We start from the raw sequence: 24,421 nt of genomic DNA, 5'->3' as shown, positions 1-24,421 counted from the left end.
CGTGCAACATCTGGGAGCAACTCGAAGCAGCCTGAAGGCCGATCATCTTCTGCAAACGCCGGATACGTTCATTCGTACACCTCTGCCCGGGTCTTCGGGGGTGGAGTTTGTCATTCATATTGGGCCTCAGTTGGGTGCAGGATTCACGCAGATGACGGCGGAGTTCACCGAAGATGGCACCCTGGCTTCTGCTCCCGCAGGCGTTGAGCGGTTTCTATATCTGCTCGAAGGCCACGTAGAACTGGAAATCTCAGACGGCCCCAGCTATGCACTGGCCCCCGGCCAATTTGCCTACCTGCCCGCAAATACTCCGCACCGGGTCAGAGCCCGCAACGTCTCAAAGGCCGTAGTCATCGAAAAATTCTACGAGCCAGTTGCCGACTCTGTTGCCGACTCTGCCCAGCCTAAGGTAGTCGTTGGCGACGAAGCGACCATCCAGTCCGAAGCGCTCGGCGGCGATGAAGCTCTACAGGTCAAGCGCCTGGTACCGGACGGAATCAACTTCGATTTTGCCGTGAACACCATGACCTACGCTCCAGGGGCATCGCTGGCCCTGGTCGAGGTACATCTCATGGAGCACGGCCTGCTGATGCTGGAGGGCGGCGGAATCTATCGTCTCGGCGATAGCTGGTATCCCGTCTCGGCGGGCGATTTTATCTGGATGGCTCCCTACTGCCCGCAATGGTTTGGGGCGATAGGGAAAACTCCCGCCAAATATCTCATCTATAAAGACTGGAACCGTCACCCTCTGGGAGCCTAAGAACGATGCTCGAACCGACGCCGTCTGTTGAAATTCGCGGGTTGATGGCAGAGCTGGAAACGCTCGCTTCCATTTCCGAGGCCGCTGCGCCGTCCAAAATCACAGCGCCCCACAAAGTCACAGCATCGTCCGAAATTATTGCACCTGTGGTCACGCGCGTAGTTTTCAGCAACGCTGACCTGCGCGCCCGGGCATACGTGAAAGATCTCTGCCAGGCGGCCGGACTCTCCATCCGCGAAGACGCCGTCGGCAACACCTTTTGCCGTTGGGCCGGATCGGAGCCAGGCCTGCCCGCGGTCGCGACCGGTTCGCACATTGATGCCATTCCGAACGCCGGAGCCTACGACGGAACGGTCGGCGTACTCGGCGGGCTGGAGGCGATTCGCGCTCTGCAACGAGTCGGATTCCAGCCTCGGCGGTCGATCGAACTTGTGATCTTTACCGCCGAGGAGCCGACCCGTTTCGGCATCGGATGCCTGGGAAGCCGGATGATGGGCGGGGTGCTTTCGCCGGAACAAGCTCTCGCGCTCCGCGACAGGGATGGCCGTGGGCTTGAGGAACTGAGAACGGCTGCGGGGTTCACCGGAAACTTGAAGACCGTGGCGCTCGCCTCCGGCCACTTTCATGGATTTGTGGAGCTGCATATCGAGCAGGGTCCGCTGCTCGAACGCGAGGGTCTGGATCTCGGCATCGTGACCCATATCGCCGCGCCTGCCTCCATGCGGATCGCGGTTGAAGGTGAAGGCGGACACGCCGGGGCCATGCTCATGCCCGACCGACACGATGCCCTGGCGGCCGCCGCCGAACTGATTCTCGCGCTCGAAGCAGCAGCCAAAACGACAGGAGTCATCGACACGGTGGCGACGGTCGGCGTCTGCGAAGTCTTCCCCGGAGCGGTCAATTCAGTTCCATCCCGGGTGCTGCTCGAAACAGATATCCGCGACACCGATGCCAGTCGAAGGGACGGCGTGTTGGCCAGCCTGAGAGTTGCGGCTGAGGAAATAGCTTCGCGGCGCGGAGTTCGAATCGGCTTTAAACTCATCAACGCCGACCCGCCCGCAACCTGCGATACCGGCATCCTGCAGGCAGTGCAATCCGCAACGGAACAGTCAGGCTATACCAGCAAAAGGATGGTAAGCAGGGCCTATCATGACTCACTCTTCGTAGCCCGGTTCGCACCCGTCGCCATGATCTTCATCCCTTGCCGAGGCGGAGTGAGCCATCGTCCAGATGAATACGCCTCCCCGGAATGGATCGCTGCCGGTGTAGATGTGCTCGCACGAACACTTGCTGTTTTGGCATCTTGACTGAAATTTTAAATAATTAATAATCAACAGCTTACGCGCAAATTAACAATCAGAAACATTAATGGTCCAAATACTATCCCTGCTTTCCTGAAATGCAGAAGTAGGAAACAGCATTAACTCTTCTTAAAATTGTTAAGTTTATTACTATCAATTATTTAATTAGGTTAATGTCGATTCAAGATAAGGCTCGCTGCCTGTGGAAAACTATTTACCGGCTTAACTGCACTCAAGCGAGGCTCAAGCCGTGCTCAAGGTCAAGCTCCATCCCAAAAAGAATGCCCCTTGCGCTCTGACATCGGCGCAAGGGGCATTTTCAATTGTTAAAGTATCGAATTAGGCTACCGGTCCAAGGCCAAGATTAACTGAGGCTTCATTATCCTGTGGTCGAGCGTGGAGGAGTGGCAATGCTGCTGCCAGTACCTCCTCGACGCGGCTTGCGTAATGGATGGTGACACCCTCTGTCTGAGCTGGGGTCAGATCCTCTTCGACGTCCTGACGGTTGTCCGCAGGCAGGATCACATGCTGGACTCCAGCCCGGCGAGCAGCCAGGAACTTCTCCTTGATGCCGCCGACCGGGAGTACATTTCCACTCAGCGTAACCTCGCCGGTCATAGCCGTAAACGGCCGGATCGGCGTGTTGGTCATCAGCGAAACGAGCGTCGTAACCATCGTCACACCTGCTGAAGGACCGTCCTTGGGGATAGCTCCTGCCGGTACGTGGATGTGCAGATCGACCTCTGAATTGAAGTCCTCTTCCAGGCCAAGACTGTTGGCGTTGGAGCGAACCCACGTCAGAGCGGCCTGCATGGACTCCTGCATGACATCGCCAATCTGCCCGGTGACGGTGAAGCCACCCTTACCCTTCATCCGGTTGGCTTCGATGAAAAGAACATCGCCACCCGCCGGGGTCCAAGCTAGTCCGACAGCTACGCCAGCCCTTCTTGTACGGTCAAAGACTTCCATATCGACGCGAACCTTCACGCCGCCGAGGAACTCCTGCAGGGTCTCCTTGTCGATGACAAGTTTCTCCTTGTTCCCTTCCACGATTCGGCGGGCCTGCTTGCGGCAGACCGTACCCAATACCTGCTCCAGCTTGCGTACGCCAGCCTCACGGGTATAGTGGCGAACGATGTGACGAACCGCCTCCTCGGGAAATTCGATCAACGCCGGGTCGATGCCATTCGCAGCAATCTGCCTTGGAATCAGGTACTTGAATGCAATATGTACCTTTTCCTCCTCGGTATAACCCTGCAAATGGATGATCTCCATACGATCGAGCAGCGGCTCGGGGATGGGATCAAGCATGTTCGCGGTGCAGATAAAGAGCACCTTGGACAGATCGAACGGCACATCCAGGTAGTTATCCCGGAAGGTCGAGTTCTGCTCAGGATCCAGCGTTTCAAGCAACGCCGCAGCCGGATCGCCGCGGAAATCGCGCCCAAGTTTGTCGAGCTCGTCGAGCATGATCACCGGATCGTTGGTGTCCGCGCGACGAATTGACTGCATGATCTGCCCCGGCAGCGCGCCGATATATGTCCGGCGATGGCCGCGGATTTCCGCCTCGTCATGCATACCGCCCAGCGAAACACGCTGGAACTTCCGGCCCAACGCCCGGGCAATCGACCGCCCCAGCGAAGTCTTACCGACGCCCGGAGGTCCGACAAAGCAGAGAATCGGCCCCTTCATGTCCGGCTTGAGTTCGAGCACGCTCAGGTAATCCAGAATGCGATCTTTGACCTTTTTCAGGCCGTAGTGGTCGTCATTGAGGATCTCGTGAGCCTTACTGATGTCGACATCCGTACCCGAACTGCGGGTCCACGGAAGCGCAGCGAGCCACTCAATATAGTTCCTCACCAGGCCTGAATCGGCAGCCATCGGAGACATACGAGCAAGCCGGCTCAACTCTTTGAGAGCTTCTTTCTTGACGTCGTCGGGCATTCCGGCGGCTTCAATCTTTTCTTTCAGCTCGTCGTTATCTCTTTGCCCTTCATCCACTTCGCCCAGTTCCTTTTGAATCGCCTTTAACTGCTCGCGAAGGTAGTAATCGCGCTGGGACTGCTGTACCTGGTCCTGTACCTCGGTCTGGATCTTGTTCCGCAACTGCTGAACTTCGATCTCTTTGGCCAGGAACTGGGTCACTTTTTCGAGGCGCACAGCTACGTCCGACGACTCAAGCAAAGCCTGCTTGTCGGCAGTAGTCAGGAACGGAAGTGACGAAGCGATGAAATCCGCCGCACGTCCCGGCTCGTGGATGTTCGCGGCAATCGTCTGCAACTCATCCGACAGGGTAGGCGAAGCGTTTACGATCTGCTGAAACTGCGAGATGACGTTTCGCTGCAAAGCCTCCACGGATGCCGTTTCGTTGGCCTCTGTAGCTTCGCGATCTTCGACCGTCTCAACCTCCGCCATCAGGAAAGGCTCAGTCTGGCTGAACCGCGTGAGCTTCACCCTGGCTGTGCCTTCGGTGAAGACAAACCGGCTCTGATTTGGCATTTTGACTACCTTATGAACGGTAGCCAGGGTGCCGTACTCGTGTAATTGATCGGGCTGCGGCGCATCCTGACGCGGATCGCGTTGTGCAACGACCACAATTGTGCGCTGGTCGCCGAGAGACTCAATCAACTGAATCGAGCTTTCGCGGCCAACCGTTAGCGGCAAAACTGCATGGGGAAAAAGGACCGTATCGCGTACAGGCAATACCGGGTACGCCTTCGCTGTCACCGGAACTGCCGTCTGGGGATCGGAATTGGTATTAGAGCTGGACTGAAAACCGGGTTGCGAATTGGTCGATTGGCTAAACATTGAGTATCCTCGTATCAACTTTCCTTATTAGACACACCACAGGTTCGAAAGTTTCACGGTTTCTTAATCCGCCCAATTCTGCTTGCTGATGCCGACTTCACCGGAAGCGCATAGCTGGTTGTACGACGACAGCGACGCCCCCGTTCCCCAAAACAACACGTAATAGCGAAGCGTCGAAGGTTGGAAATAAACATACCACTCCCCCCACCACGCGCTACCTATATATAGCGATATATATTGTCCAGAATGTCTCATACGTTTATCGGCCGAGGCCAATAAACCCTTAAACAAAGAAGTGAGCAGTCGATGTATTTGTATTGATAAAAAAGGAGATATTTAAAATCTTCTAATTGGTGTGTGTCAGGGAACATCTAAGGGCAGATCTGTAAATGGCAGGATCGGGTGAAAGATCGATGGCAGAACTCCGCCGGAAACCGGTGAACTTCTGCCACGAAATCAGCGGTTGGCCTGCTAGCTGTTCGCTTCCCGGTAGCGCCCTAACACCTTGACCATGGCGCAGTGGGAACGCAACGCTTCCAGAACGCGGAGCCCGTCGGTCGACGAGTTGAGCTGGCAATCCACGAAGAAGACATACTCCCAGGGACGTCCGTGAACCGGGCGCGATTCGATTTTGGTGAGATTCGTTCCTTCTTTGGCCAACTCAGAAAGTGCAGCGACCAGGGTGCCGACACGGTTTTCCAGGGTGAAGGCGAGGCTGAGTTTATTCGACTCCGGGTCGGGCTGGACCTCACCCGAGCGCCGCAGGTAGAAGAAGCGGGTGAAGTTCTCAGGATTGTCTTCAATGTCGGAGGCCAGAATCTGCGCGCCGTAATACCGCGCTGCCGCCTGGCTGGCGATGGCGGCGGCGTGGCTGTCGCGCAGTTCTACCAGTTGTTTTACGCTGCCCGCCGTGTCATAAAAGGCGAACGATTCCATTTTGGGATGCTCCGCGAGAAAACGGCGGCACTGGGCGAGGGCAACCGGATGCGAAAAAACGCGGTCAATCTCATCGATCTCCGCACCGGAGATAGCGATGAGGTTGTGCCGAATTCGCAGCCGCGTCTCGCGAACGATGGTGACATCGTGGGTCAGCATCAGGTCAAAGTGCTCCGAGACGGAGCCAGCCAGCGAGTTCTCAATCGGGATGACGGCGGCATCCGTATCGCCTCGAACGAGCGCTGCAAAAACCTCGGCCGAGAGCGAGTAAGGAGCGATGAGCGCATCCTCTTTCATGGTGGCGGCCAGTTTCATGGCTGCCTCGTGGCTAAAAGAGCCGGGCTCTCCCTGGATAGCGATCTTGATCAAGGTAGTAAGACACTCCTGCCCAATGTGTGTTCGGGATGACTGCAAGATGAAAACAGCGTGTATCCGAAAAATACCATAACGCGCCGAAAGCGCCCGGCCTATCGTCTAAGCAGCGGGGTCAACCAAATGTCAGCCGCGACAAAGACGAGAAAAACGGTGGCGATCACTCCGTTCATGGTGAAGAAGGCAGCGTTCAGCTTGCGCAGGTCACGCGGAGAGACGAGGAGATGTTCATAGAGCAGCAACCCAGCCACAGCGGCGATGCCAATCTGCCCCGCGACGCCGAAGTGGAAGAGAACTGCAAACCATACCAGCAGGACAACCACCGCGACATGCAGCAGCCGCGCGATCCAGAAAGCAGTTTCAATGCCAAAAGATTGAGGCAGGCTGAACAGGCCCGCCTGGCGGTCGTGCTCCATATCCTGGCAGGCGTAGAGAGTGTCGAAACCGGCGACCCAGCAAGTTACCACTGCGGTTAGAACAAGAATGCGCGGATCGAGCGCCCCCTGGACGGCGATCCACGCAGCCGCAGGAGCGATGCCCAGCGCAAGACCCAGCACAAAATGCGTCCAGCGAGTGAGGCGCTTCATATAGCTGTATCCCAGCAGGACGGCGAGCGCGACCGGCGATAGCTCAAGCGTAAGCCGATTGATCTGGCTGGTAGCGAAGACAAAACCGGCGATCATGAGCAGCGTGAAGGCGAGGACAAACCCGCGCGAAAGCTGCCCGGCAGGAATAGCGCGGATGCTGGTACGCGGATTGGCGGCGTCCAGCGAAGCATCGGCCCAGCGGTTGAAGGCCATGGCTGCCGAGCGGGCCGTAATCATAGCCACCAGAATCCAGCCGAGAATGGCCAGACGGGGAAGTCCGTGAGCGGCCAGCAATGCACCGGTCAATGCAAACGGCAGCGCGAAGATCGAGTGCTCCCACTTGATCATCTCCAGCGTGATCTTTGTCTTGGCCCAAAACGTAGTCATAAAAGGTTATTCAGCTCCACTCTCCAGTGTACTTGAGGGGTAGGGGATGTTAATTTGGAACGGAATCCAATGGAATTAGAGTGAAGAGATCGTATCGCGGCACCGTCGGCCCCAACGGGGTGGAAAAACTTCTGCCAGCCTTCGCGACTGCCCTCGTCGCAGCCCTTGTCACGATTCTCACCCTGTCGGCGGCAGCGCCCAGCGCGTATGCGGCGAGCAGCGTTGCGGAGTTCGACGCAACACACCTGAGTCAGCCCACGAATCTATCCGGAACATGGCTTGTGCAAGCGGGAGATAATCCAGCCTTTGCCCAGCCCGCATTCGACGACTCGCAGTGGATTCCATTTAATCCAAACCGTTCCCTCCGTACCATCTTCCCCGACTCCAGTCCGGAAGTAGTCTGGTACCGTCAGCGGATCAAGGTCAGTCCGACGCAAACTGGTCTCGGCCTCGAAGAACGCACTTTGTCCAATGCCTTTGAAGTTTATGTAAACGGCGAACGGCTGATGGTTTCCGGACAGGTTGCGCCCTTTCACGCCTACACTATGGACGCGCGAGTCCTGAGCTCCATCCCGGACGCTCAACTGGCGAGCGGCTCCCTCCTGGTAGCCGTGCGTGTACACATCGCAAAGAATGAATGGGCGGGTACAAACCCGGGGCTCTTTGCAGCAAATCTGACCCTCGGGCAGACGACCACACTCTATCGCGAAGGTTGGCTGGCGGTGATCGGCGAGAATTTTTTCATATGGCTCGATCTGGCCCTGAACGTCGGACTTGGCCTGGTTGCCCTCGTACTCTTTGCCGCGCAGCGTCGCCAGTTCGAATACTTATGGATAGCCGCACTGGGCATGATCCGGCTGGCCGAGTTTCCCATCCAGGTCAGCTCCCTTTTCTACAACATCCCCATTGCGTGGCCGATCGTTGCCGGCTGCTTTCGGATCGCGTCCCCACTCGTTTGGGTCTCGATGTACTTCGCCTTCGTCGAGATTCGTATCGGCTGGAAATTCCGAAGCTTTCTGATCTTCGCCGGTCTTCTCAATGCCTACAGCACGCTGGGCGAATACCTGCCCTCGCTCCCCGGGAGCTATCAGCTCCTGGAAAATCTGCTTTTTGTTGCGCTCCTGTCGATTGTCGTACCGGTTGTTCTCGCAATCCATTGGCGGCGCGGCAACCGGGAGGCAGGCATCCTGCTGATTCCGGTAATACAGTTCAGCCTGTATATCTATGCCAACTACACGCTTGCCCTGCTCTTCAGGATCCCCGCCTGGAACGCCGCCGCGTTGCGGGGATTAAATCTCATACAGCGCTACCCAGCCGGACCATTCTCCATCTCGCTCGATAATGTGTCGGGGATTTTCTGTACGCTCTCGCTGGCCATCATCATGCTGCGCCGCTCCTCCAGCGTAAGCCGCCACCAGGCTCTTCTCGAAGGCGAACTCGCCGCGGCCCGTGAGGTCCAGCAAGTCATCCTTCCCGAGAACTTCGAAGCGATCCCCGGCTTCTTTATCGAAAGCGTTTATGATCCCGCGCAGCAGGTCGGCGGCGACTTCTTCCAGATTTTGCCAGCGGCCAATGACGGCCTGATGCTGGTCCTGGGAGACGTGGCTGGCAAAGGCCTGCCTGCCGCCATGCTTGTTTCGGTTTTAGTGGGAGCCATTCACACCGTCGCCGACTATACACATGCGCCGGACGAAATGCTGGCCAAGTTGAATGAACGCCTCATCGGGCGCAGCAATGGAGGCTTCTCAACCGCACTAGCCGCGCATATTACTGCGGATGGAGAGGTAACGATCGCCAATGCCGGTCATCTTTCGCCCTATCTCGATGGAGTGGAGCTTCCGCTGCCAGGCGCTCTTCCGCTCGGCATTGTGAGCAACGTAAGTTATGAAACAACCCACTTTCAATTAGCCCCGGGCAGCCGCCTCACGTTCTATTCCGATGGAGTCATCGAAGCGCAAAACGAAGATGGCGAGTTGCTTGGATTCAACCGCGCGCAGCAACTCTCAACCGAACCAGCCGATGCAATCGCAAAGGCCGCGCAACAATTTGGCCAGTCAGACGATATCACGGTCGTCGCCATCACCCGCATTGCTGCCACCGCAGCAGCCGCAGCCTGACGCGCTATTTTCACTGTGCTCTTCAGCGATGGCGAATCCAGTACAAATCCCGTAACACACGTGATTGATGCGTGAGCGCCGCATGCGGCTTTCGCGTTGAGTCCAAGTTTCGTATCGATGCCGACTTTCGTATTGATGCACGGCTCAACTCCGCATAGTCTTGTGTCGATGGCAAACTCTTATCCGAATCCAATGGCTCCTGAAACAAAGAAGACTGGCCCATCCCTTCTCTTGCGAGGGCTGCGCAAGACCTTTGCCGACGTCGTCGCGGTGAATGGCCTCGATCTGGAGGTAGCGCGCGGTGAGTGCTTTGGACTCCTCGGCCCGAACGGTGCAGGCAAAACAACCACTATCGAAATCTGCGAAGGCCTCACCACTCCAGACGAAGGAGTCGTGGAGCTGCTGGGTCTGAGTTGGCGCTCGGGTGCGAATGAGCTTCGACAACGCATCGGAATCCAATTGCAGGAGACGCAGTTCCCCGACAAGCTCACCGTGGAGGAGACGCTGCGTATGTTTCGCAGCTTCTTCAAACGCGGCATTTCCATCGAAGAATCCATCAAAACCGCGCAACTCGAAGAGAAGCGGACCTCGCGCGTTGGCGGTCTCTCGGGTGGACAAAAGCAGCGTCTCGCAATGGCCTGCGCGCTGGTCGGCGATCCGGAGCTGCTCTTTCTCGATGAGCCGACGACTGGCCTCGATCCCCAGGCACGGCGCCATCTTTGGGACCTGGTAGACGAACTCAAACAGGCAGGCCGAACGATCATTCTAACCACGCATTACATGGATGAAGCGGAGCGCCTGTGCGACCGTGTAGCGATTATGGATCATGGCAAAATCATCGCCCTCGGCACACCGCAGGAACTGATCGCGTCCGTCGGCGGCGAGCATATCGTGGAGTTTTCCGTAACCGGGCAAAGTGAAGAACAAACCGAAGGACACGGCATCGTGGACACCGTCCCGCTACTCGCAATCCCCGGAATCCAATCGCATCGCGTCGATGCAGGATTGCATCAGTTGTCTGTTTCGGAGTTGCACATAGCAGTGCCGCTCATCTTCTCCGCACTCAAAAACCAGGAGCTGCATCTCAGCGAATTTCGTACACATTCAGCGTCGCTCGAAGATGTATTTGTTGGCCTGACAGGAAGGAATCTGCGCGATGAGTAGCCTCACGAACAGCTCGCTCTTTCAATTGACGATGGTGCGCTTTCGACTTTTTCTGCGCGAGCCCGAAGCCATCTTCTGGACCTTTGTCTTCCCCATCATTCTGGCTGTTGGTCTGGGACTTGCCTTTCGCAATCGCCCTGCGGATGTACTGCCAGTGGGCGCAACGACTACCCAATTGACACAGGCCCTCGCCAGCGACAAGGGATTAACTGCAACGATCATGGATGAATCGACCGGTGCAAAATCCCTGGCGACAGGCAGCATTCTTCTGCTTGCGATTCAAAAGCCGGATGGCGTCGCGTATGAGTACGACGATACCAATCCAGATGCAAGAACTGCGCGCCTGCTCGCAGACGGCGCGATTCAAACCATCGCAGGCAGACGCGAAGTTATACATGCGGACAATCAGCTGGTACACGAAAAGGGTTCGCGCTACATCGACTTTGTTGTGCCGGGTCTGCTTGGCATGAACCTGATGGGGCCGGCAATCTGGGGCCTCGGCTTTGCCATCGTCGAGGCTCGCCAGAAGAAGCTGCTCAAACGTCTCGTCGCCTCGCCCATGCCCAAGTGGCAATATCTGGCGTCGTTCCTGCTGTCGCGCCTGGTCATGCTGGCAATCGAAGTCGTCGTGTTCCTTGGATTCGCAGCGCTGGCCTTTGGCGTTCCATTTCGCGGGTCTCTATGGCAGCTTGGCTTCCTGTGCATCCTGATCTCATTGAGCTTTTCCGCACTCGGACTGTTGACGGCATCGCGCGCCAAGACCATGGAAGCTGCATCGGGGCTGATGAACCTGGTGATGCTGCCTATGTGGATTCTATCCGGCGTATTTTTCTCTGCATCACGCTTCCCGGCCGTTATTCAACCCTTCGTTCGCGCGCTGCCGTTAACCGCTGCCATCGACGCGTTACGCGCGAACATGCTGCAGGGAGTAAGCATCGATCACATGCTGATGCCTGTATCCATCCTGCTCGCGTGGTTGATTGTGCCGTTCATAGTTGCCCTGCGAATCTTTCGCTGGAGATAACAGGCAACACAAAGCCCGTAGCAACACAAAGGCCCGCAATTGCTGCGGGCCTTTGTGTGAGAAACAGGACAACACAAGAACAACCTGCTTCAGTCTAACTGCATTTTATTTTACGCTTTACTTCGATTTCTCGGAAGTATCGTTCGCAACCTGAAGACTATTCTTAACGCTGAAGACACCCGGGACTTGATTCGCACGGATATAAGCAACATCCTTATCCGCCTTGGAATCTACCATGCCAAAGAGCTCTACATTGCCATTCTGCACGGAGATGCGAATAGGTTTGGCCGGATCAATGGCGTACTTATTGAGAGAAGCATAGCCGTAAACCGAACGAGCTACTGCCATGCGAATCCGGTCATCCATGAAAGAAACTGGATCTACCTGGATATCTTCAGAAACATCCTTCACGCCTGGATAAGTGCTCACCAGCGCGATTGCCGAGTCCTTATCAACATCCGTGCGAGCATGACCGGCAAGCAATACAACACCATTCTGCACACTCACAGAAACTGCATTGAAGGTGTTACCGTATCCGACGCGATCGTACTGCAGCTTCTCTGCCAGCTTCTGCTGAAGCTCACTATCGGATACCGAGGGGCCGGCGACCTCAATCTGGTTACGTACGGCTGAGACACCTTTCGCCTTCTGCGCGCGCCTGCCTGCATCCGTCTTGTATTCATAAAGATCAACAGTCCCGGTCAGTGTGGCGATTCCGTTTTGCACGGTGGCCTTCACATTCTTGAACTGTTTTTTGTCGAGCCTGGATGCTACTGCTGACGAGGCGGAACTCTCATCGTCCTGCAAAGCAGGACTTCCATTGCTCCGAAGCGCAGCAAACGATACCTGCGGAAAGCTGAGGAGAGCCCCAGCGAGCAGAACGGCGAGAGCGATTTTGCCAGTCACACGAAAAGAATTCATATTGGATATCTCCTGTACCTAATTGTTGGGTAACTAATTTCTGAATTCGTTGCTATCTTACAACCAACTAATTTTGCTGTATAGATATTCCTTTTGAAAAAATGAACATGCACAATGTATGTCCTGTTTCGCTCTACTTGTAGCGGCGACGCGTTTTAACTACTACAGAAAATATACCCGACTCGTCCTGGGTAACCAGCAGCGATACATGCCTGTTTACCGCGATCTCCGCCTGGATAAGTTGCTGACTGGTCGTGTTGACGTTGCTCGCATATGTGAATGTAAGGTTATTCCCAATCTGCTCTACAACAGTCACACGCGCTGTAGAGTTGCCCAGCGAACCGATGAAGTTGGGATCCACTTTGATCGCGCCAGTTCCAAACAGCCTCTGCACACGGTTAGAAACAGTAGCATTGAGCGCACCGCCCAGCAGTGCATCGGTCATGGGATTATCTCCCGCCTGCTGTTGTTGCTGCGAGTAAGCCCGCTGCTCATCCTGCGTACGGCCCAGCGCAAGCAGCGCAATCACATCAGCCTCAGGCAGTGGTGGCTCGGAGCGATACGTCAGCTTGGGCTTGTCTGTTGTGCCATGCAGGCCCAGCGTGATGTCGTAGTCTTCCACGCGAGCCGTAGCGTCGATGTCGATGTTCGGTTGAATGCGTACCGGGTTGCTGAATGTGATATCGCCGCGCTGTAACTCATACTTGGTGCCGCCAACGGATGCGCTTCCCTCGGTAAGTGAGATGCGGCCCAGCACCGATGGCGACGCAAGCGTTCCGCGAATATGCAGATCGACGTCGCCAGCCAGCTTGGCCAGCGCATTCTGAAAATTGAGTTGAGGCGCCGACGTGAGATGCACGTCGAGCCGAATGTGATTGGACGGCGCATCGGCTGGAACAATCGGCTGGACGCTGCTATTGGCCGAGGCAAAAGCTGCTACATCCATATCGGAACTGATAGCGAAACGTGTGACCTCCACATTGCCGCTCAGAAGTAGATTGCTCTGCGGTCCCTGCAAACGCAGCTTTGCATCCGCCAACGAACTCACGCCTTGCGGGTAGCGAATACGAATTCCCTTGCCCGTCGCGGTGAGATCGGCATAGAGGCCGCGCTGAAATCCAAGATAGCCCGTGACACTTAATTGACCGCCGCCACTCACCGCAGTCAGCGAGCGAACCTCTAGACGATTCTGAATAAATTCAAGCGTGCCTTGAATCTGGCTCAACCCATTCGGAAAATCCTGCAACGCCACAGAGGCATTTTGAAATTGCACCTTCCCTTGCAGAATTGGATTGGCAACCGGCCCATGCGCCTCCATTTGAAACGACGTGATTCCCGTCGCGCTTAAATCTGGATCCAACGATTCCGCGAGGTGAAGATTGACCGATCCGCTGGCCTGCAAATCAAGCTGCTGTTTGCCGGTTACACCAAGCGTTCCGTTTAACTTTAAGTCAGTGCCTTCGCCGGTAATCTCTACTGGATCGAGCCGCGCAATACCGTTTGAAAGCGCTGCATGCACTGCTCCCCTGCTTTGCAGATTGACCCCTTCAACACTCACCGCGAGTTGCTTCAAACTCGCATCGCCCGACATCTTCTCAAGGTGAGCCAACGGCCCGGATAGGGTTGCTGTACCTTCGAGATCGGACTGCCCGTTGATGCCCGTCACACGCAGCAGCTTAAGCAATGCACCGATATCGAATTTAGAAAACTGTACGTTAGCTTTCGTTTCATAAGCGGCATTGAGCGAAGTCTGTCCATGAGCAGTAAAATCGCCCGTCGCCTGGTGAGAACTAAGGTCGTAAATCACCGATCTATCACGCGTGCTTGCGGAGAGCATCAGGTCTGCGACAGGTTGCGATGCAATCGACATGCTGCTTAGGACAGCATGGGATTGCAGGTGAGGATCGTCAACAGTGCCATCGCCGCTAAGCGTGAATCCCAACTTACCCGTAACCGCAACTCCAGCACGCTTGAGCTCCTGCAAACTGCCGAGTTCGATTGCCGCAGCACGTGCGTCAACACTAAACTTGTGATGCGCAAGATCATAACTACCGCTGCCTGTAAGGCTTCCCGTATCGTGGCCAGTGCCCTGCTGGGCTGTCAGATTACTGATCTTCAATTGTTGCCCGGAGATCGAGCCGGTAGCCTTTACATGCTCGATTGATTCTCCAAAAACAATCGCCTTGTTGACCTCAATGCTGCCCGAGCCAGTCAGCGCATTTAACGCGCCCTGAACATCGATCTGCGCATTCAACTTTCCGCTTACCGGGGCAACGACTCCGGCCATGGGTAGAAGCTCGTCCAGCGAAAATTGCCTGGCATCAGCCTTCAGACTCAGCACCGCATTGTGATCGAACTCCGGCTCCGCCTCACTCAAATTGAAGTTAGGATCGTCTGCATCCAGCTCGCCCTGCAGCGTGAGGCTCGATACGCCACGATTGAGAACTCCATGATGAACAACAATGCTCGCCGGAGTATACAGAGCATCGAGATCGATTGAATCCCAATGCATGTACTGCAAAGGAGCGCTGTCCGCATCAGGATCGGGCGCCGACCCTGAAGATGCAGGCGGTATCTCAATACCGATATTCGTCGCAGACAGATGGCCTTCAACATGCGGAGTAATCCATGAGCTATTGAGTTGCCCATGAAACTGCGCCATCCCTTTAAGACTGACCGGCAGCGCCGCAACGCCAACACGATTCCCTTGCTTGAGACCGAGCGTGCGCAGCACAGCATCGAATTCACTCAGGTCCGTAGATTGAAAATCAAGATCCATCGCCGACGCACGTGTGATGGGATACACGCCAAGCGAGCCTTTCCCTTCAACACTGCTATGCGGAGTATGGACGACCACGTTCGCGACACTTACAGAGCCGGTGTCCTCGTGATACATCGCATCGACCGAGCCATGCAACGGCGCCTCGCCTGGAACAGACCGTGTAGAGGGCGCCAACGCTAACTGGCCACCAATCGCAAGGTCGACTCCGAGGCCCGTCCAACTGGCGCGCGCGGGACCGGCGATGAAAGTATCCAGACCCAGCTTGCGATATTCAGGACTAGCCAACATCACCAGCACCGTATCTAAAGAGATGCCGCTCAGGTTGGCGCGCACCGTGCCCGTCGGCACAGGCCATGTCTTGTGTTCACGACGCATTACCGCAGCAGCCGCAGGCGTCGGTGTGCTATCGAGCCAGTTATCGTACTGAAACTCACCCTGCACATCTCCGCCTTGCACCAGCCGTGTACGAATAGCGCTCACCAGTAATTGCGCAGGATCGGCATGAAAGTGCGCGGCAAATGTCGCGGTCTGTGCGTCGACAACATCGTCCTTGTAATGGACGCCTTCGCCTGTAATATCGCCGTTCGTATCAAAGCTCGATCCATGACCATTGGCCATGCCATTCAAAGTAACGATGCCGCCCGGTGTTCCAACGAACCCTGTAGTCGATGCAAGAATACGCAGATCGATCTGGCCGTTCGCCTGCGCCTGCCATGCGGGATGAGCGAAGTTGGTCAGCCTGCCACGCAGAATCAATGTGCGATCAAGAGCGATAAGATGCAGCTCATCTAACTGAACGCTGTTATGAAAGAGCACCAGCTTCGCATCGAGCCTGCTTGGAATCGCAGCGAACTTTCCCTGGCTGAACGCAAGTTCTCCGAGACCAAGCGCGATGCGATAACTGCCGTCGGTCTGATCCGAGTGCGGATGAGTAACTGAAGCAAGCGCATGTCCTACACCGGGCAGCCATGCCAGTTGAATGCTTGCATCCTGCGCCTGCAAGTCAAGTGGCACCTCTTGATTCGCGATATGCAGCACGCCATGTTCGATGGACAAGTGCCCGATGCGCGCATCGAAAAGCGTGTCGATCCCCGACTTACCCGACTTCGAAGTCCCGTGCGGATGAGGCTGATTCGTTGTTCCATCCGGATAGACAATCAAATGAAATGACGGCTGCTGAATCTCAACCGAATGCAACACCACATGCGGCGATACGCCCGAGACAAAAAGCCCGAGGATGCCTGCCTCTACACGCAACCGGTCCACATGCGCATAGGGTGCTTCGCTCGCCGCTTCAAGGCCATGAATGGTGATACCGTCGGCCTCGATACGCAGCTTCAGCAGGTTCCACCGGAAGTGAGAAATCTCAACACGACCGCCCGTTGCAGATTCGAGTTCAGAGATAAGACGAAGACGAACTCCGTCTTCAAATGCTGCCGAGCTGGCGAAGAAATAAGCCATCCCTACAAGCGCCACGAGCACCAGCAGAAACACACCCATGACCCGCATTGTGTGATGCGTCCAATGCAGCTTGATCTTGCGACGGCGACGGCCGGACTTCGCCTTCAACACCGGCTCCTGTTCCGCTCCGTTACTGTCAAGAGGCTGAGGCGTTTCTGGAGTCGTCACAGATTGCCTCCTGTCTCATCCATCGCTGCATCATGCGGACCGGCAGGTTGTGGCGGCGTCGGTACGGTTGTAAGCGCAGGAGCCGAGTTGCCCGGGGTTGCACTCGGACTGGGCACACTGACAGAAATTCCAGGTGTCGCCGTTTGTTGAGGAGCAGTGCTTGGCGGAGTATCCTCCAGGAACGTAGCTGCTGCCTGCAGCGATGGATCAACCACTTCGATCTGCCCTTGATCCTTGAGGCTCTTGAGCCAGTCATTGAACAGAGCCGTCACCTGTTGCTGCAGCAAAATCTCCTGAATGCGCGGTGAGATGCGTTCGAGCAGAGGAGCATCAACCGGGCTGGCATATTGAGGCAGCAAGGTCTCCAGATAGTATTTCTGAATCTCTTCAGGCGTGATGCGAATGCCGCTGCGGAAACGCTGCTCGATAAATCGCAGCAGCGCCATGCGATTGCTCCAGTATGCTTCGACGCGTTGCGGTGTAAGTCCGAGTGTAGTGAGATAAGTGGCCCATCCCACAGCAGAGATGCAATCGTGTTTTTTACACGCGGGTAGATTCTGGCGCAGCTCGTTTAGATTGGCCTCAAGCTCGTTCGAAGGTACTTCAAGGCCATGCGGATCTTCCTGCAAAATCTGCTGCTCGATCAACGCACGCGTAATCAGACGCTGCAACGTTCCAGTGGTAGTCGAGTCTGCACGATTGTTGATCGGCACCAGCCGGTCAAAGCGTAGCTCAAGATCGAGATCGCTTGCCAGGATCACCTGGTTATTTACCACCGCAATAACCCGGTCGAGAGGAACCGCATTCGCAATATCCACGCTCGACGCCTGCACTGTTGCTGCATGTTCACTTGCCGCGCCAGGCATCGGCTTCTCGACCTGTGCACTGAGCGCTATCGGGCATAACAAGACAAGAACAAAAACACGTACGAGATCGCTCAGCGCCACACTCGACCATGAGCGGCAAAGCGAGCGTTGCAACATCGCAATGTGTTCGCGTCTCGGCATCAGAAGCTCTGCCCCAGGCTAAAGAAGAAGTTGAAATGCGAGCCCTCGCCGACATACGGATTCGTCAAATAACTCTTGCTCAGGGCGTCATAAGTTACCGGATAAATCGGCGGATTCAGGTTATAACTAAAGTCCACGCGAACCGGGCCAACCGGCGTGTTGTAACGCAGCCCAATACCCGGAGCGTGCGAAAAATAGTTGAAGGTACACGTCCCCTGCTGTCCCGTTGAGGTCGTTGGTCCAATGATCGTCTGGCTGAGATTCCGGCATCCTTCGCGATCCTGCTGCCGGAAGCGTATCGAACTGGCCCAGATATCCGAGGCATTGGTAAAGACGTTCCCCATATCATGAAACAACACAAAGCTAACCGAGTTACCGACGTATGGGAGTGTCGGCGGAGGCAGGCGCAGCTCGGTGCTGTTAATGAAAACACCCGCTCCGCCAATAGGAAAGCCTGTCTGCGGATCGCGCGGACCAGCCGAATTGATACCGAAACCACGATGCGAATTTCCGCCGCCGCCATACAGCCGCTCAGGCAGCGGAATAAGCTCATCCCCGGGCCGTCCGTATGCGCGCTCCTGTCCATAACGAGTATTGCGTGCGAGCACGATCCGGCCGCGATCGATCTTGTAGTAACTTGAGTTACTTATATCTACCTGGTTGAAGTTAGCCTGAGAACCAAAGGTCGAAGAGGCAATAAACTCCTGAAAACTTGTGTATGTGCCTCGATGTGAATCGAGTGGAGTATCGCGCGTATCGCGAATCCAGTTGAAGCTCGGGCCTCCTACCTGCACGGCCTCAGAGTCCAAAGAGATTTCATCGGGCTCTACCTGAATGCTATTGGCATCCACCTTCACGCGCCGAAAGATGAACTGATAAACAAAGGTATTCGCTTTGCTGATCCATTGGTGCTCGCCGTAGAAGTGTTCCGTCAGGCGAATACTGCCTTCCAGCTTGGATGCGCTGTAAGTCGTAACATCCTGACTGTTGTTATAGCCACCTGAAAAACTAAAACCAAAATTGCGGCTGCCACGGAGATGCGGATACTGGTAGAGGAGATTGATGCGCTGCTCCAGCAGTCCGTAAGTGCCACGCAGGCTGGCTGTCTGATCTTTGCCGCGAATGTTGATGCGGCTTACTTCAAGCAGCACACGAGGACTGGCTCCTGTCGCTCCATTGGGATTCGATGTTGTCGATCCATTCACGGTGCCCGTCTGCAACTCAAAACCCGCACCATAGCTGATATCCCAACGCCGCGCTTCGGTTGTTTGCAACAGGACAGTCTTGTGCGGCTCCTCGCCTGTGGGATTTTCAATAACTGGATTGACTTCGTTAAACAGCGCCAGATCATAGAGGTTCCGTTGCGTATCGAGCAGAGCAGTCTGATTCAGTGGATCGCCTTCGTGCAGCGTGATACCCCGATCAATCGTCGCCTGGCGCGTGTAGTGCAACCCCGTGATAAGCAGCCTGCGGAGAAAGACCTGTTCCCCTTCGCGAATATGAAAGACCACATCCACCTGCGATGGATCGGCCTTATCCTCGGCCTCACTTAGTTCAATCTGTGCCTGATCAAAACCACGACTCAGATAATAGGTGATCAATGTATCGCGATCTCCTGCAAGGCTCTGCGGAGAAAGTGGCTGGCCTGCGACCGTATTGAGCATTGCGACCAGCGGCTCGGCTGTAACTTTCTGAGTGCCGTCCAGTTGTACGGAATGCACTCTTTGCTGCAGACCTTCCGCTATCTGATAGTTGACGCGCAACCCCACTCGCTTGACGTTCGCGGCGTTGCCTATCTTGTCGTCGTCCAGGATCTCAGGAGTTACTTTGACTTTGGAAAATCCATTGTTCTGATAGATAGCCTGCAGAGCGCCAACATCTGTCGACACCAGGGATTGGTTGTAAATGCCGTGGCGATCAAAGGCATCATGCGTACGCACGCTCAGCAGATCCAGCAGCGTCGATACATCAAAGTATTTCGCTCCGGAGATAGAAACCTTTTCCACGCGATGACTAACTCCGCGTTGAACGTGAAAGACAATCTCCAGATGATCCGCATTGAAAGGCTTCTGCTCATGCGTCACCTTGACATCAAAGTAGCCAAGCCGCTGGTAATAGTTCTGCAGGCGCCGATTGCCTTCATTGAGCAGATCTTCGTCAACCGCGCCCTCTTCGTAGACAGGCACCAGCTTGCGAATTCGCGCCTGGCTCAGGTTCACTCCGTCCACAATGACATGAACGACCGGCCCACGGTTCGCAGTGAAGTCATAGTCGATTGTCTTACTCGCAGGTAGATACTGCTGCGATTGCAGCTTGACCTCAGCCTCAAGACGCTGGTCTTTGCGATAGTGCTTGAGCAGACCGCTGAGCGCGCGTGTAGGGGTGTCCTGATTCACCTTCTTGCCCGGCTTCAATCCGGAGTATTTTAAAAAGCTTTCCGGCGTCAGGCCGCTCTCGCCCGTACTCGCCACGTTGCCATTGCGCGCCTGCGGGCCAGAGTCTACCTTGTATGCAATATCGACCAGTTGCTCCTCTGGATGCGGAATCAGCGTGTGACTGAAAACAGGCTCGTGAAATCCATTCTGGGTCAAGGTCCGGCGCATGTTCTCTTCGGCCTGCGTCAGGCTGGTCAACTTGAAACGCGTGCCTGGTGTGAGCCGACTCGCGCGCACCAGCAGCGAGTTCGTATTCGCACCCCTGGCTCCTTCAACACTCACGACTCCGATAAATGTGCGCGGCTGGCCAGAGAAAATGAGTGTTACGCCATCTCCCTCAAGCCTGCCATCCACCGAGATCGTCTCGTAAAGTCCGGTGGCAAAGAGCCGCCGCAGACTGAGACGAACTTTATCCGCGCTCAAGGCCGTGCCCGGCTGTTGCGCCAGTTGCTTTGGAAGCGGTTCGAGGCGAACGGTGGAAACTCCTCCAAACTCGATTTTGAGTACCTGCTTCCCCTCCCACGATTGCAGACGGTCTTCCATGGAGACAGCATCCGGCGCGGGTGCATCTGGAAGAGATTCAGAGGATTTTGCAGCGTATGCCGCAGGCTGCTCAGGAGTGACTTTGGCGACGTTGCGCGGCCCGCCCGACCCTGGCGATTGCGAAGCTGGCGATTGCTGGCAAAGCCCCGCCGATGCACCGCCGGCAATCAGCAAAACCCCAAGCAGGAGGCCAACAAATCTGCCGCAGCGAACACGGAGCTGCCCTCGATTCGCTAAAGCCAGGTTCGCCGACATGAACAGATGGACTCCATATTTCACTTCCCAGGAGCGTGGAACGCTACCGGAATGCCAGAAAAGCCGCTACGAACAACTGACGCCACGGACGCAGAATCGTTTAGCCCGGCATCCCATAGTATTCCTGTATTCGCCGCCGTTGATTCAAGCGGAAAGCAAATTGAGCCATCCCGGACTAACCGTAATTGCAAATTCTGGAATCGAGACAGGCTCTGCGCATTGCCACTGCTCACTATAGTAATAATTGCAATCGATCTGCGCCTCACAATTCCACGAGAGTGTGCCTTTCGAATGAACCATACCTGAGTGTTTCTATACAGACCTGACTGACTTCGTTAACCCAGAATCAGTTATGCGACGAACTTTGCTCCGAGCGTTCGGCCTGATAAATTTGAACAGGCACAAATCAGGAAGCTTTCCTGTGATTGAAAACGCATCAGAACAGCTTCAACCCCGTAAATCTGACCGCGATGCTATACAGGCAACAGATGCCTACGGGAGACAAGAATGGAGGCTCAGGTGATGCAGCCCGAAATAACCGAGGATGTTGGAACTGCGAACACCCCGACTTCCCCACACGTGCCTGCGGATGGAGCCGTACCCCTTGCCGACGCTGCTGTCGCCTCTCTAACCGGCGATGCAGCAGTTCTAGCCAAGGCGCAAGCAGGGGATCACGTAGCATTTGCACAGCTCTATGCGTTGCATAAACGCCGCGTCTACTCGCTGTGCCTGCGCATGCTGGGCAATATCGCAGAGGCTGAAGATTTAACCCAGGAAGCGTTCCTGCAATTGCACCGTAAAATCGCTACTTTCAGAGGCGATTCTGCTTTTTCGACATGGCTGCATCGGCTAACCATCAACGTGGTCCTGATGCATCTTCGCCGCAAGGGTTTGAATCTAATCTCTCTGGACGAAGCTCTGGATCCGTCTCCGGAACACGGTCCCGCCCGCAGTTTTGGCGCACCCGACCTGAGGCTGACCGGATCGATCGATCGCATGACGCTTGAAAAAGCCGTCGAGAATCTGCCTGCTGGCTACAGATTGATTTTTGTTCTGCACGACATTGAAGGATACGAACACAACGAAATTGCAACTCTGCTCGATTGTTCCATTGGCAATTCGAAATCCCAGCTGCACAAGGCCCGAATGAAGCTGCGTGAGGCTCTACGGAACCCCGCAGGCGAGGAGTTGCAAAGATGATCGAGCCCAATGAGAAAAACCAGCAGAAGCTACAAACGGATGCCGTCGTCTCCGTCGCCCATACGAACGGTGCTCAGAACCACGCTCCGTCACCCCAGGTGGCTCCATCAGCTCAGGTAAAAGTCTTCGACGATGCCGAATGCGTATTGTTCCAATCTCAAATGGCAGAACGAATCGGGGCGGGCGAAGATCTCAGCAACAATGAGCATCTGCTCGCCTGTGAGCGTTGCAGCGCACTCTTACACGATTTGGAATCGATCGTCGAAGCTGTCCGGGGAATTCTTCCAGTAGAAGAAGAGCCACGAGACGAGTTGTGGGATCAGATTCAACTGGCAATTGCGCGTGGAGATGCCTGAAGTGATTGGCCAGCAATCCGACGGGCAGCCTGGTCTGCCCGCGAATTTTCCCCGGCGAATCGTCCTCACCGGATTCATGGGAGCCGGAAAAAGCACCGTAGGCCGGCTCCTCGCAGAACGCCTCGCATGGCGGCTTATGGACGTAGACTCTCAAATCGAGTCCTCCCAGGGCATGACGATTACAGAAATCTTCAAGCAGATGGGCGAAGCGCATTTCCGCGAGCTTGAGCACCAAACCATTCGTGAACTGCTTCATACGGACCATCTAATTCTGGCCCTCGGCGGCGGCGCGTTTGAGGACGACCGAACCCGCGACCTGCTGCATCGCCACTCCGGCACCCAGGTAATTCACCTTGAAGTATCGCTCCCTACCGTCCTGGAGCGATGCAAAGGAACCGAAGATGTGCGGCCCGTTCTGGCTAATCATGCCCAGCTCGGAGCCCGATACGACCGTCGTCTTCCCCTCTATCGTCAAGCTCATCGTACGATTGGCGTGGATTTTCTCACTCCGGACGCGGTCGTCGAGACCATCCTGGGTGGCCTTTCCTCGGAATCCCCGCTCCTTCCCGATCCCGCAATCCGCACCTGAATCCGGCAGACTGCTGGCAGACGCATGGCAGGCGGTCCCTCAGCGGCAGCTCCGTTCTTTACCGCAGTGCGGCGCATTCCGGACCATGATCTTGATATGATCAATAAACAGAAAACAGGGCGACCCTTTTCTCCTGCCCAAAACATCCAATCCACGCGGTTCGCGATAAAGGATCATTTCGCGGGCGACTGCCGATGAGGTTCCGCTCTCAACCATGTCCACAGCTCCTTCTGCTACGGCTAAATCCGGGATCGCCATCCAGCAATCTACAGGTGGCCCAGAAACCCAGGCCGCCTCGCAGACTGTCGAGCTGCATTCCGCGCCCGGAGCGGTCGCCACGCTGGTTGGCGATTTGCGCGAACTCTTCAAAGTAAAAGTCACCGCCATGGTGCTGATTACCACCTGGGCCGGTTTCTACCTGGGTTCGATGCGCTCTGGAATTTCCAGCATGCAGCGCGGGTTGCTCGAAACCCTGATCGGCGTAGCCCTCGTCTCCGCAGGAGCCAGCGCTCTCAATGAAGCACTGGAGCGCAAGAGCGACGCAAAGATGATTCGCACCTCCAACCGGCCGATTGCTACCGGGCGAATCTCACTGTTACAGGGCCTCGCGCTCGGCCTGGGCGCCGTGGTTCTGGGTGGTTTCTGGCTGCTGTACACCACCAATCTGCTCACCGTAGCGCTGGCGCTGATGACCGTTTTTACCTACGTGGCTATCTATACGCCCCTGAAACGCGTAACCACGCTCGCCACATTCATCGGGGCTTTTCCCGGCGCCGCTGGGCCGCTGCTCGGCTGGACCGCTGCTCGTGGCCAGATTGAGTGGCCCGGAGTAGCCCTCTTCGCGATTCTCTTCTTCTGGCAGTTTCCTCACTTTATGGCGATTGCGTGGCTCTATCGCCATGACTATGGCCGGGCCGGAATCAAAATGCTTCCCGTTGTGCAGCCGGATGGTCTCTCCACTGTGATCGAGGCCCTGGTCTACGCAGTCCTCATGATTCCTGTGAGCCTTGCTCCGTGGTGGCTCGGCATGGCTGGCCTTCCCTACGCAATCCTGGCCGTGATCCTGGGCCTTTTCTACCTGGGATATACCATCCGCTTCAGCCGCATTCTGCGTGCCACCAGCGAAACCCAGAGCCGCATGTTTGCTCGCGATCTGCTGAAAGTAAGCGTGATTTATCTGCCTCTGCTGCTCACGGGCCTGATGCTGGGAGCAATGATCAGATAAGCAATGAAACGATAAATGATCCG

16 protein-coding genes are annotated in these 24,421 nt (G+C 55.8%); 9 read left to right on the top strand and 7 right to left on the bottom strand.

Translation table 11 applies throughout. From position 1 onward, the window contains the following. The first annotated feature begins 1 nt into the window (after position 1). Positions 2 to 760: a (S)-ureidoglycine aminohydrolase gene (gene allE, locus OHL19_RS09170; protein ID WP_263357354.1), complete on the top strand. Its 759-nt coding sequence runs from the start codon at positions 2 to 4 to the stop codon at positions 758 to 760. Between the two features lie 5 nt (positions 761 to 765). After that, positions 766 to 2,067, top strand: coding sequence for a M20 family metallo-hydrolase (locus tag OHL19_RS09165; RefSeq protein WP_263357353.1), 1,302 nt, complete (start codon positions 766 to 768; stop codon positions 2,065 to 2,067). 333 nt (positions 2,068 to 2,400) lie between these two features. Here OHL19_RS09165 and lon read toward each other — a convergent pair whose 3' ends face one another. The 3 genes from lon to OHL19_RS09150 all read right to left on the bottom strand — a co-directional run bounded on the left by lon (position 2,401) and on the right by OHL19_RS09150 (position 7,151). Then, positions 2,401 to 4,869, bottom strand: coding sequence for an endopeptidase La (gene lon, locus OHL19_RS09160; protein WP_263357352.1), 2,469 nt, complete (start codon positions 4,867 to 4,869; stop codon positions 2,401 to 2,403). Positions 4,870 to 5,340: 471 nt separating this feature from the next. Next, complete coding sequence (gene pheA, locus OHL19_RS09155) at positions 5,341 to 6,174, bottom strand: prephenate dehydratase (RefSeq protein ID WP_263357351.1); 834 nt, start codon at positions 6,172 to 6,174, stop codon at positions 5,341 to 5,343. 98 nt (positions 6,175 to 6,272) lie between these two features. Next, positions 6,273 to 7,151, bottom strand: a complete 879-nt coding sequence (locus tag OHL19_RS09150; protein ID WP_263357350.1) for a UbiA-like polyprenyltransferase — start codon at positions 7,149 to 7,151, stop codon at positions 6,273 to 6,275. Between the two features lie 80 nt (positions 7,152 to 7,231). Here OHL19_RS09150 and OHL19_RS09145 point away from each other — a divergent pair, with 80 nt between their 5' ends. From OHL19_RS09145 to OHL19_RS09135, 3 genes are all read left to right on the top strand, one after another. Next, positions 7,232 to 9,268, top strand: a complete 2,037-nt coding sequence (locus OHL19_RS09145) for a PP2C family protein-serine/threonine phosphatase (protein WP_263357349.1) — start codon at positions 7,232 to 7,234, stop codon at positions 9,266 to 9,268. 117 nt (positions 9,269 to 9,385) lie between these two features. After that, positions 9,386 to 10,432, top strand: coding sequence for an ABC transporter ATP-binding protein (locus OHL19_RS09140; protein WP_263357348.1), 1,047 nt, complete (start codon positions 9,386 to 9,388; stop codon positions 10,430 to 10,432). Then, the gene (locus tag OHL19_RS09135) at positions 10,425 to 11,456 is read left to right on the top strand and encodes an ABC transporter permease (protein WP_263357347.1); all 1,032 of its coding nucleotides are present in this window, start codon (positions 10,425 to 10,427) and stop codon (positions 11,454 to 11,456) included. Before OHL19_RS09140 ends, OHL19_RS09135 begins: the two co-directional genes overlap by 8 nt. 117 nt (positions 11,457 to 11,573) lie before the next feature. Here the strand turns inward: OHL19_RS09135 and OHL19_RS09130 are convergent, their stop codons facing one another. The 4 genes from OHL19_RS09130 to OHL19_RS09115 form a co-directional block, all read right to left on the bottom strand. After that, the gene (locus tag OHL19_RS09130; protein WP_263357346.1) at positions 11,574 to 12,377 is read right to left on the bottom strand and encodes a BON domain-containing protein; all 804 of its coding nucleotides are present in this window, start codon (positions 12,375 to 12,377) and stop codon (positions 11,574 to 11,576) included. A 133-nt stretch (positions 12,378 to 12,510) separates the two neighbouring features. After that, complete coding sequence (locus OHL19_RS09125) at positions 12,511 to 16,788, bottom strand: translocation/assembly module TamB domain-containing protein (RefSeq protein WP_263357345.1); 4,278 nt, start codon at positions 16,786 to 16,788, stop codon at positions 12,511 to 12,513. Continuing rightward, entirely contained in the window at positions 16,785 to 17,795 is a 1,011-nt protein-coding gene (locus tag OHL19_RS09120; protein ID WP_263357344.1) for a SurA N-terminal domain-containing protein, read from the bottom strand. Before OHL19_RS09120 ends, OHL19_RS09125 begins: the two co-directional genes overlap by 4 nt. Continuing rightward, complete coding sequence (locus OHL19_RS09115) at positions 17,795 to 21,028, bottom strand: POTRA domain-containing protein (protein ID WP_263357343.1); 3,234 nt, start codon at positions 21,026 to 21,028, stop codon at positions 17,795 to 17,797. Before OHL19_RS09115 ends, OHL19_RS09120 begins: the two co-directional genes overlap by 1 nt. Positions 21,029 to 21,550: 522 nt before the next feature. Between OHL19_RS09115 and OHL19_RS09110 the strand changes: the two genes are divergently transcribed. The 4 genes from OHL19_RS09110 (at position 21,551) to cyoE (ending at position 24,398) form a co-directional block, all read left to right on the top strand. Next, complete coding sequence (locus tag OHL19_RS09110) at positions 21,551 to 22,228, top strand: RNA polymerase sigma factor (protein ID WP_263357342.1); 678 nt, start codon at positions 21,551 to 21,553, stop codon at positions 22,226 to 22,228. Then, positions 22,225 to 22,584: an anti-sigma factor gene (locus tag OHL19_RS09105; RefSeq protein ID WP_263357341.1), complete on the top strand. Its 360-nt coding sequence runs from the start codon at positions 22,225 to 22,227 to the stop codon at positions 22,582 to 22,584. The genes OHL19_RS09110 and OHL19_RS09105 overlap by 4 nt, the downstream gene beginning before the upstream one ends. A gap of 1 nt (position 22,585) precedes the next feature. Next, positions 22,586 to 23,173 carry a shikimate kinase gene (locus OHL19_RS09100; RefSeq protein WP_263357340.1) on the top strand — a complete coding sequence of 196 codons (588 nt, stop codon included), beginning with the start codon at positions 22,586 to 22,588 and terminating at the stop codon, positions 23,171 to 23,173. A 214-nt stretch (positions 23,174 to 23,387) separates the two neighbouring features. Beyond that, entirely contained in the window at positions 23,388 to 24,398 is a 1,011-nt protein-coding gene (cyoE, locus tag OHL19_RS09095; protein ID WP_263357339.1) for a heme o synthase, read from the top strand. Positions 24,399 to 24,421 lie beyond the last annotated feature (23 nt).

It is taken from the genome of Acidicapsa ligni (genome assembly GCF_025685655.1).
In the GTDB taxonomy this organism is placed as follows: Bacteria; Acidobacteriota; Terriglobia; order Terriglobales; family Acidobacteriaceae; genus Acidicapsa; species Acidicapsa ligni.
Note: the sequence above shows the minus strand (reverse complement) of the source record. Positions and strands in the feature narration are given on the sequence as shown.

What these genes read in the sequence shown, in the direction of transcription:
- OHL19_RS09110 (WP_263357342.1), top strand. Translation starts at nt 21,551, where the DNA reads ATGCAGCCCGAAATAACCGAGGATGTTGGAACTGCGAACACCCCGACT.
- lon (WP_263357352.1), bottom strand. Translation starts at nt 4,869, where the DNA reads ATGTTTAGCCAATCGACCAATTCGCAACCCGGTTTTCAGTCCAGCTCT.
- OHL19_RS09130 (WP_263357346.1), bottom strand. Translation starts at nt 12,377, where the DNA reads ATGAATTCTTTTCGTGTGACTGGCAAAATCGCTCTCGCCGTTCTGCTC.
- OHL19_RS09140 (WP_263357348.1), top strand. Translation starts at nt 9,386, where the DNA reads ATGCCGACTTTCGTATTGATGCACGGCTCAACTCCGCATAGTCTTGTG.
- OHL19_RS09105 (WP_263357341.1), top strand. Translation starts at nt 22,225, where the DNA reads ATGATCGAGCCCAATGAGAAAAACCAGCAGAAGCTACAAACGGATGCC.
- OHL19_RS09150 (WP_263357350.1), bottom strand. Translation starts at nt 7,151, where the DNA reads ATGACTACGTTTTGGGCCAAGACAAAGATCACGCTGGAGATGATCAAG.
- OHL19_RS09165 (WP_263357353.1), top strand. Translation starts at nt 766, where the DNA reads ATGCTCGAACCGACGCCGTCTGTTGAAATTCGCGGGTTGATGGCAGAG.
- cyoE (WP_263357339.1), top strand. Translation starts at nt 23,388, where the DNA reads ATGTCCACAGCTCCTTCTGCTACGGCTAAATCCGGGATCGCCATCCAG.
- OHL19_RS09135 (WP_263357347.1), top strand. Translation starts at nt 10,425, where the DNA reads ATGAGTAGCCTCACGAACAGCTCGCTCTTTCAATTGACGATGGTGCGC.
- OHL19_RS09115 (WP_263357343.1), bottom strand. Translation starts at nt 21,028, where the DNA reads ATGTCGGCGAACCTGGCTTTAGCGAATCGAGGGCAGCTCCGTGTTCGC.
- OHL19_RS09120 (WP_263357344.1), bottom strand. Translation starts at nt 17,795, where the DNA reads ATGCCGAGACGCGAACACATTGCGATGTTGCAACGCTCGCTTTGCCGC.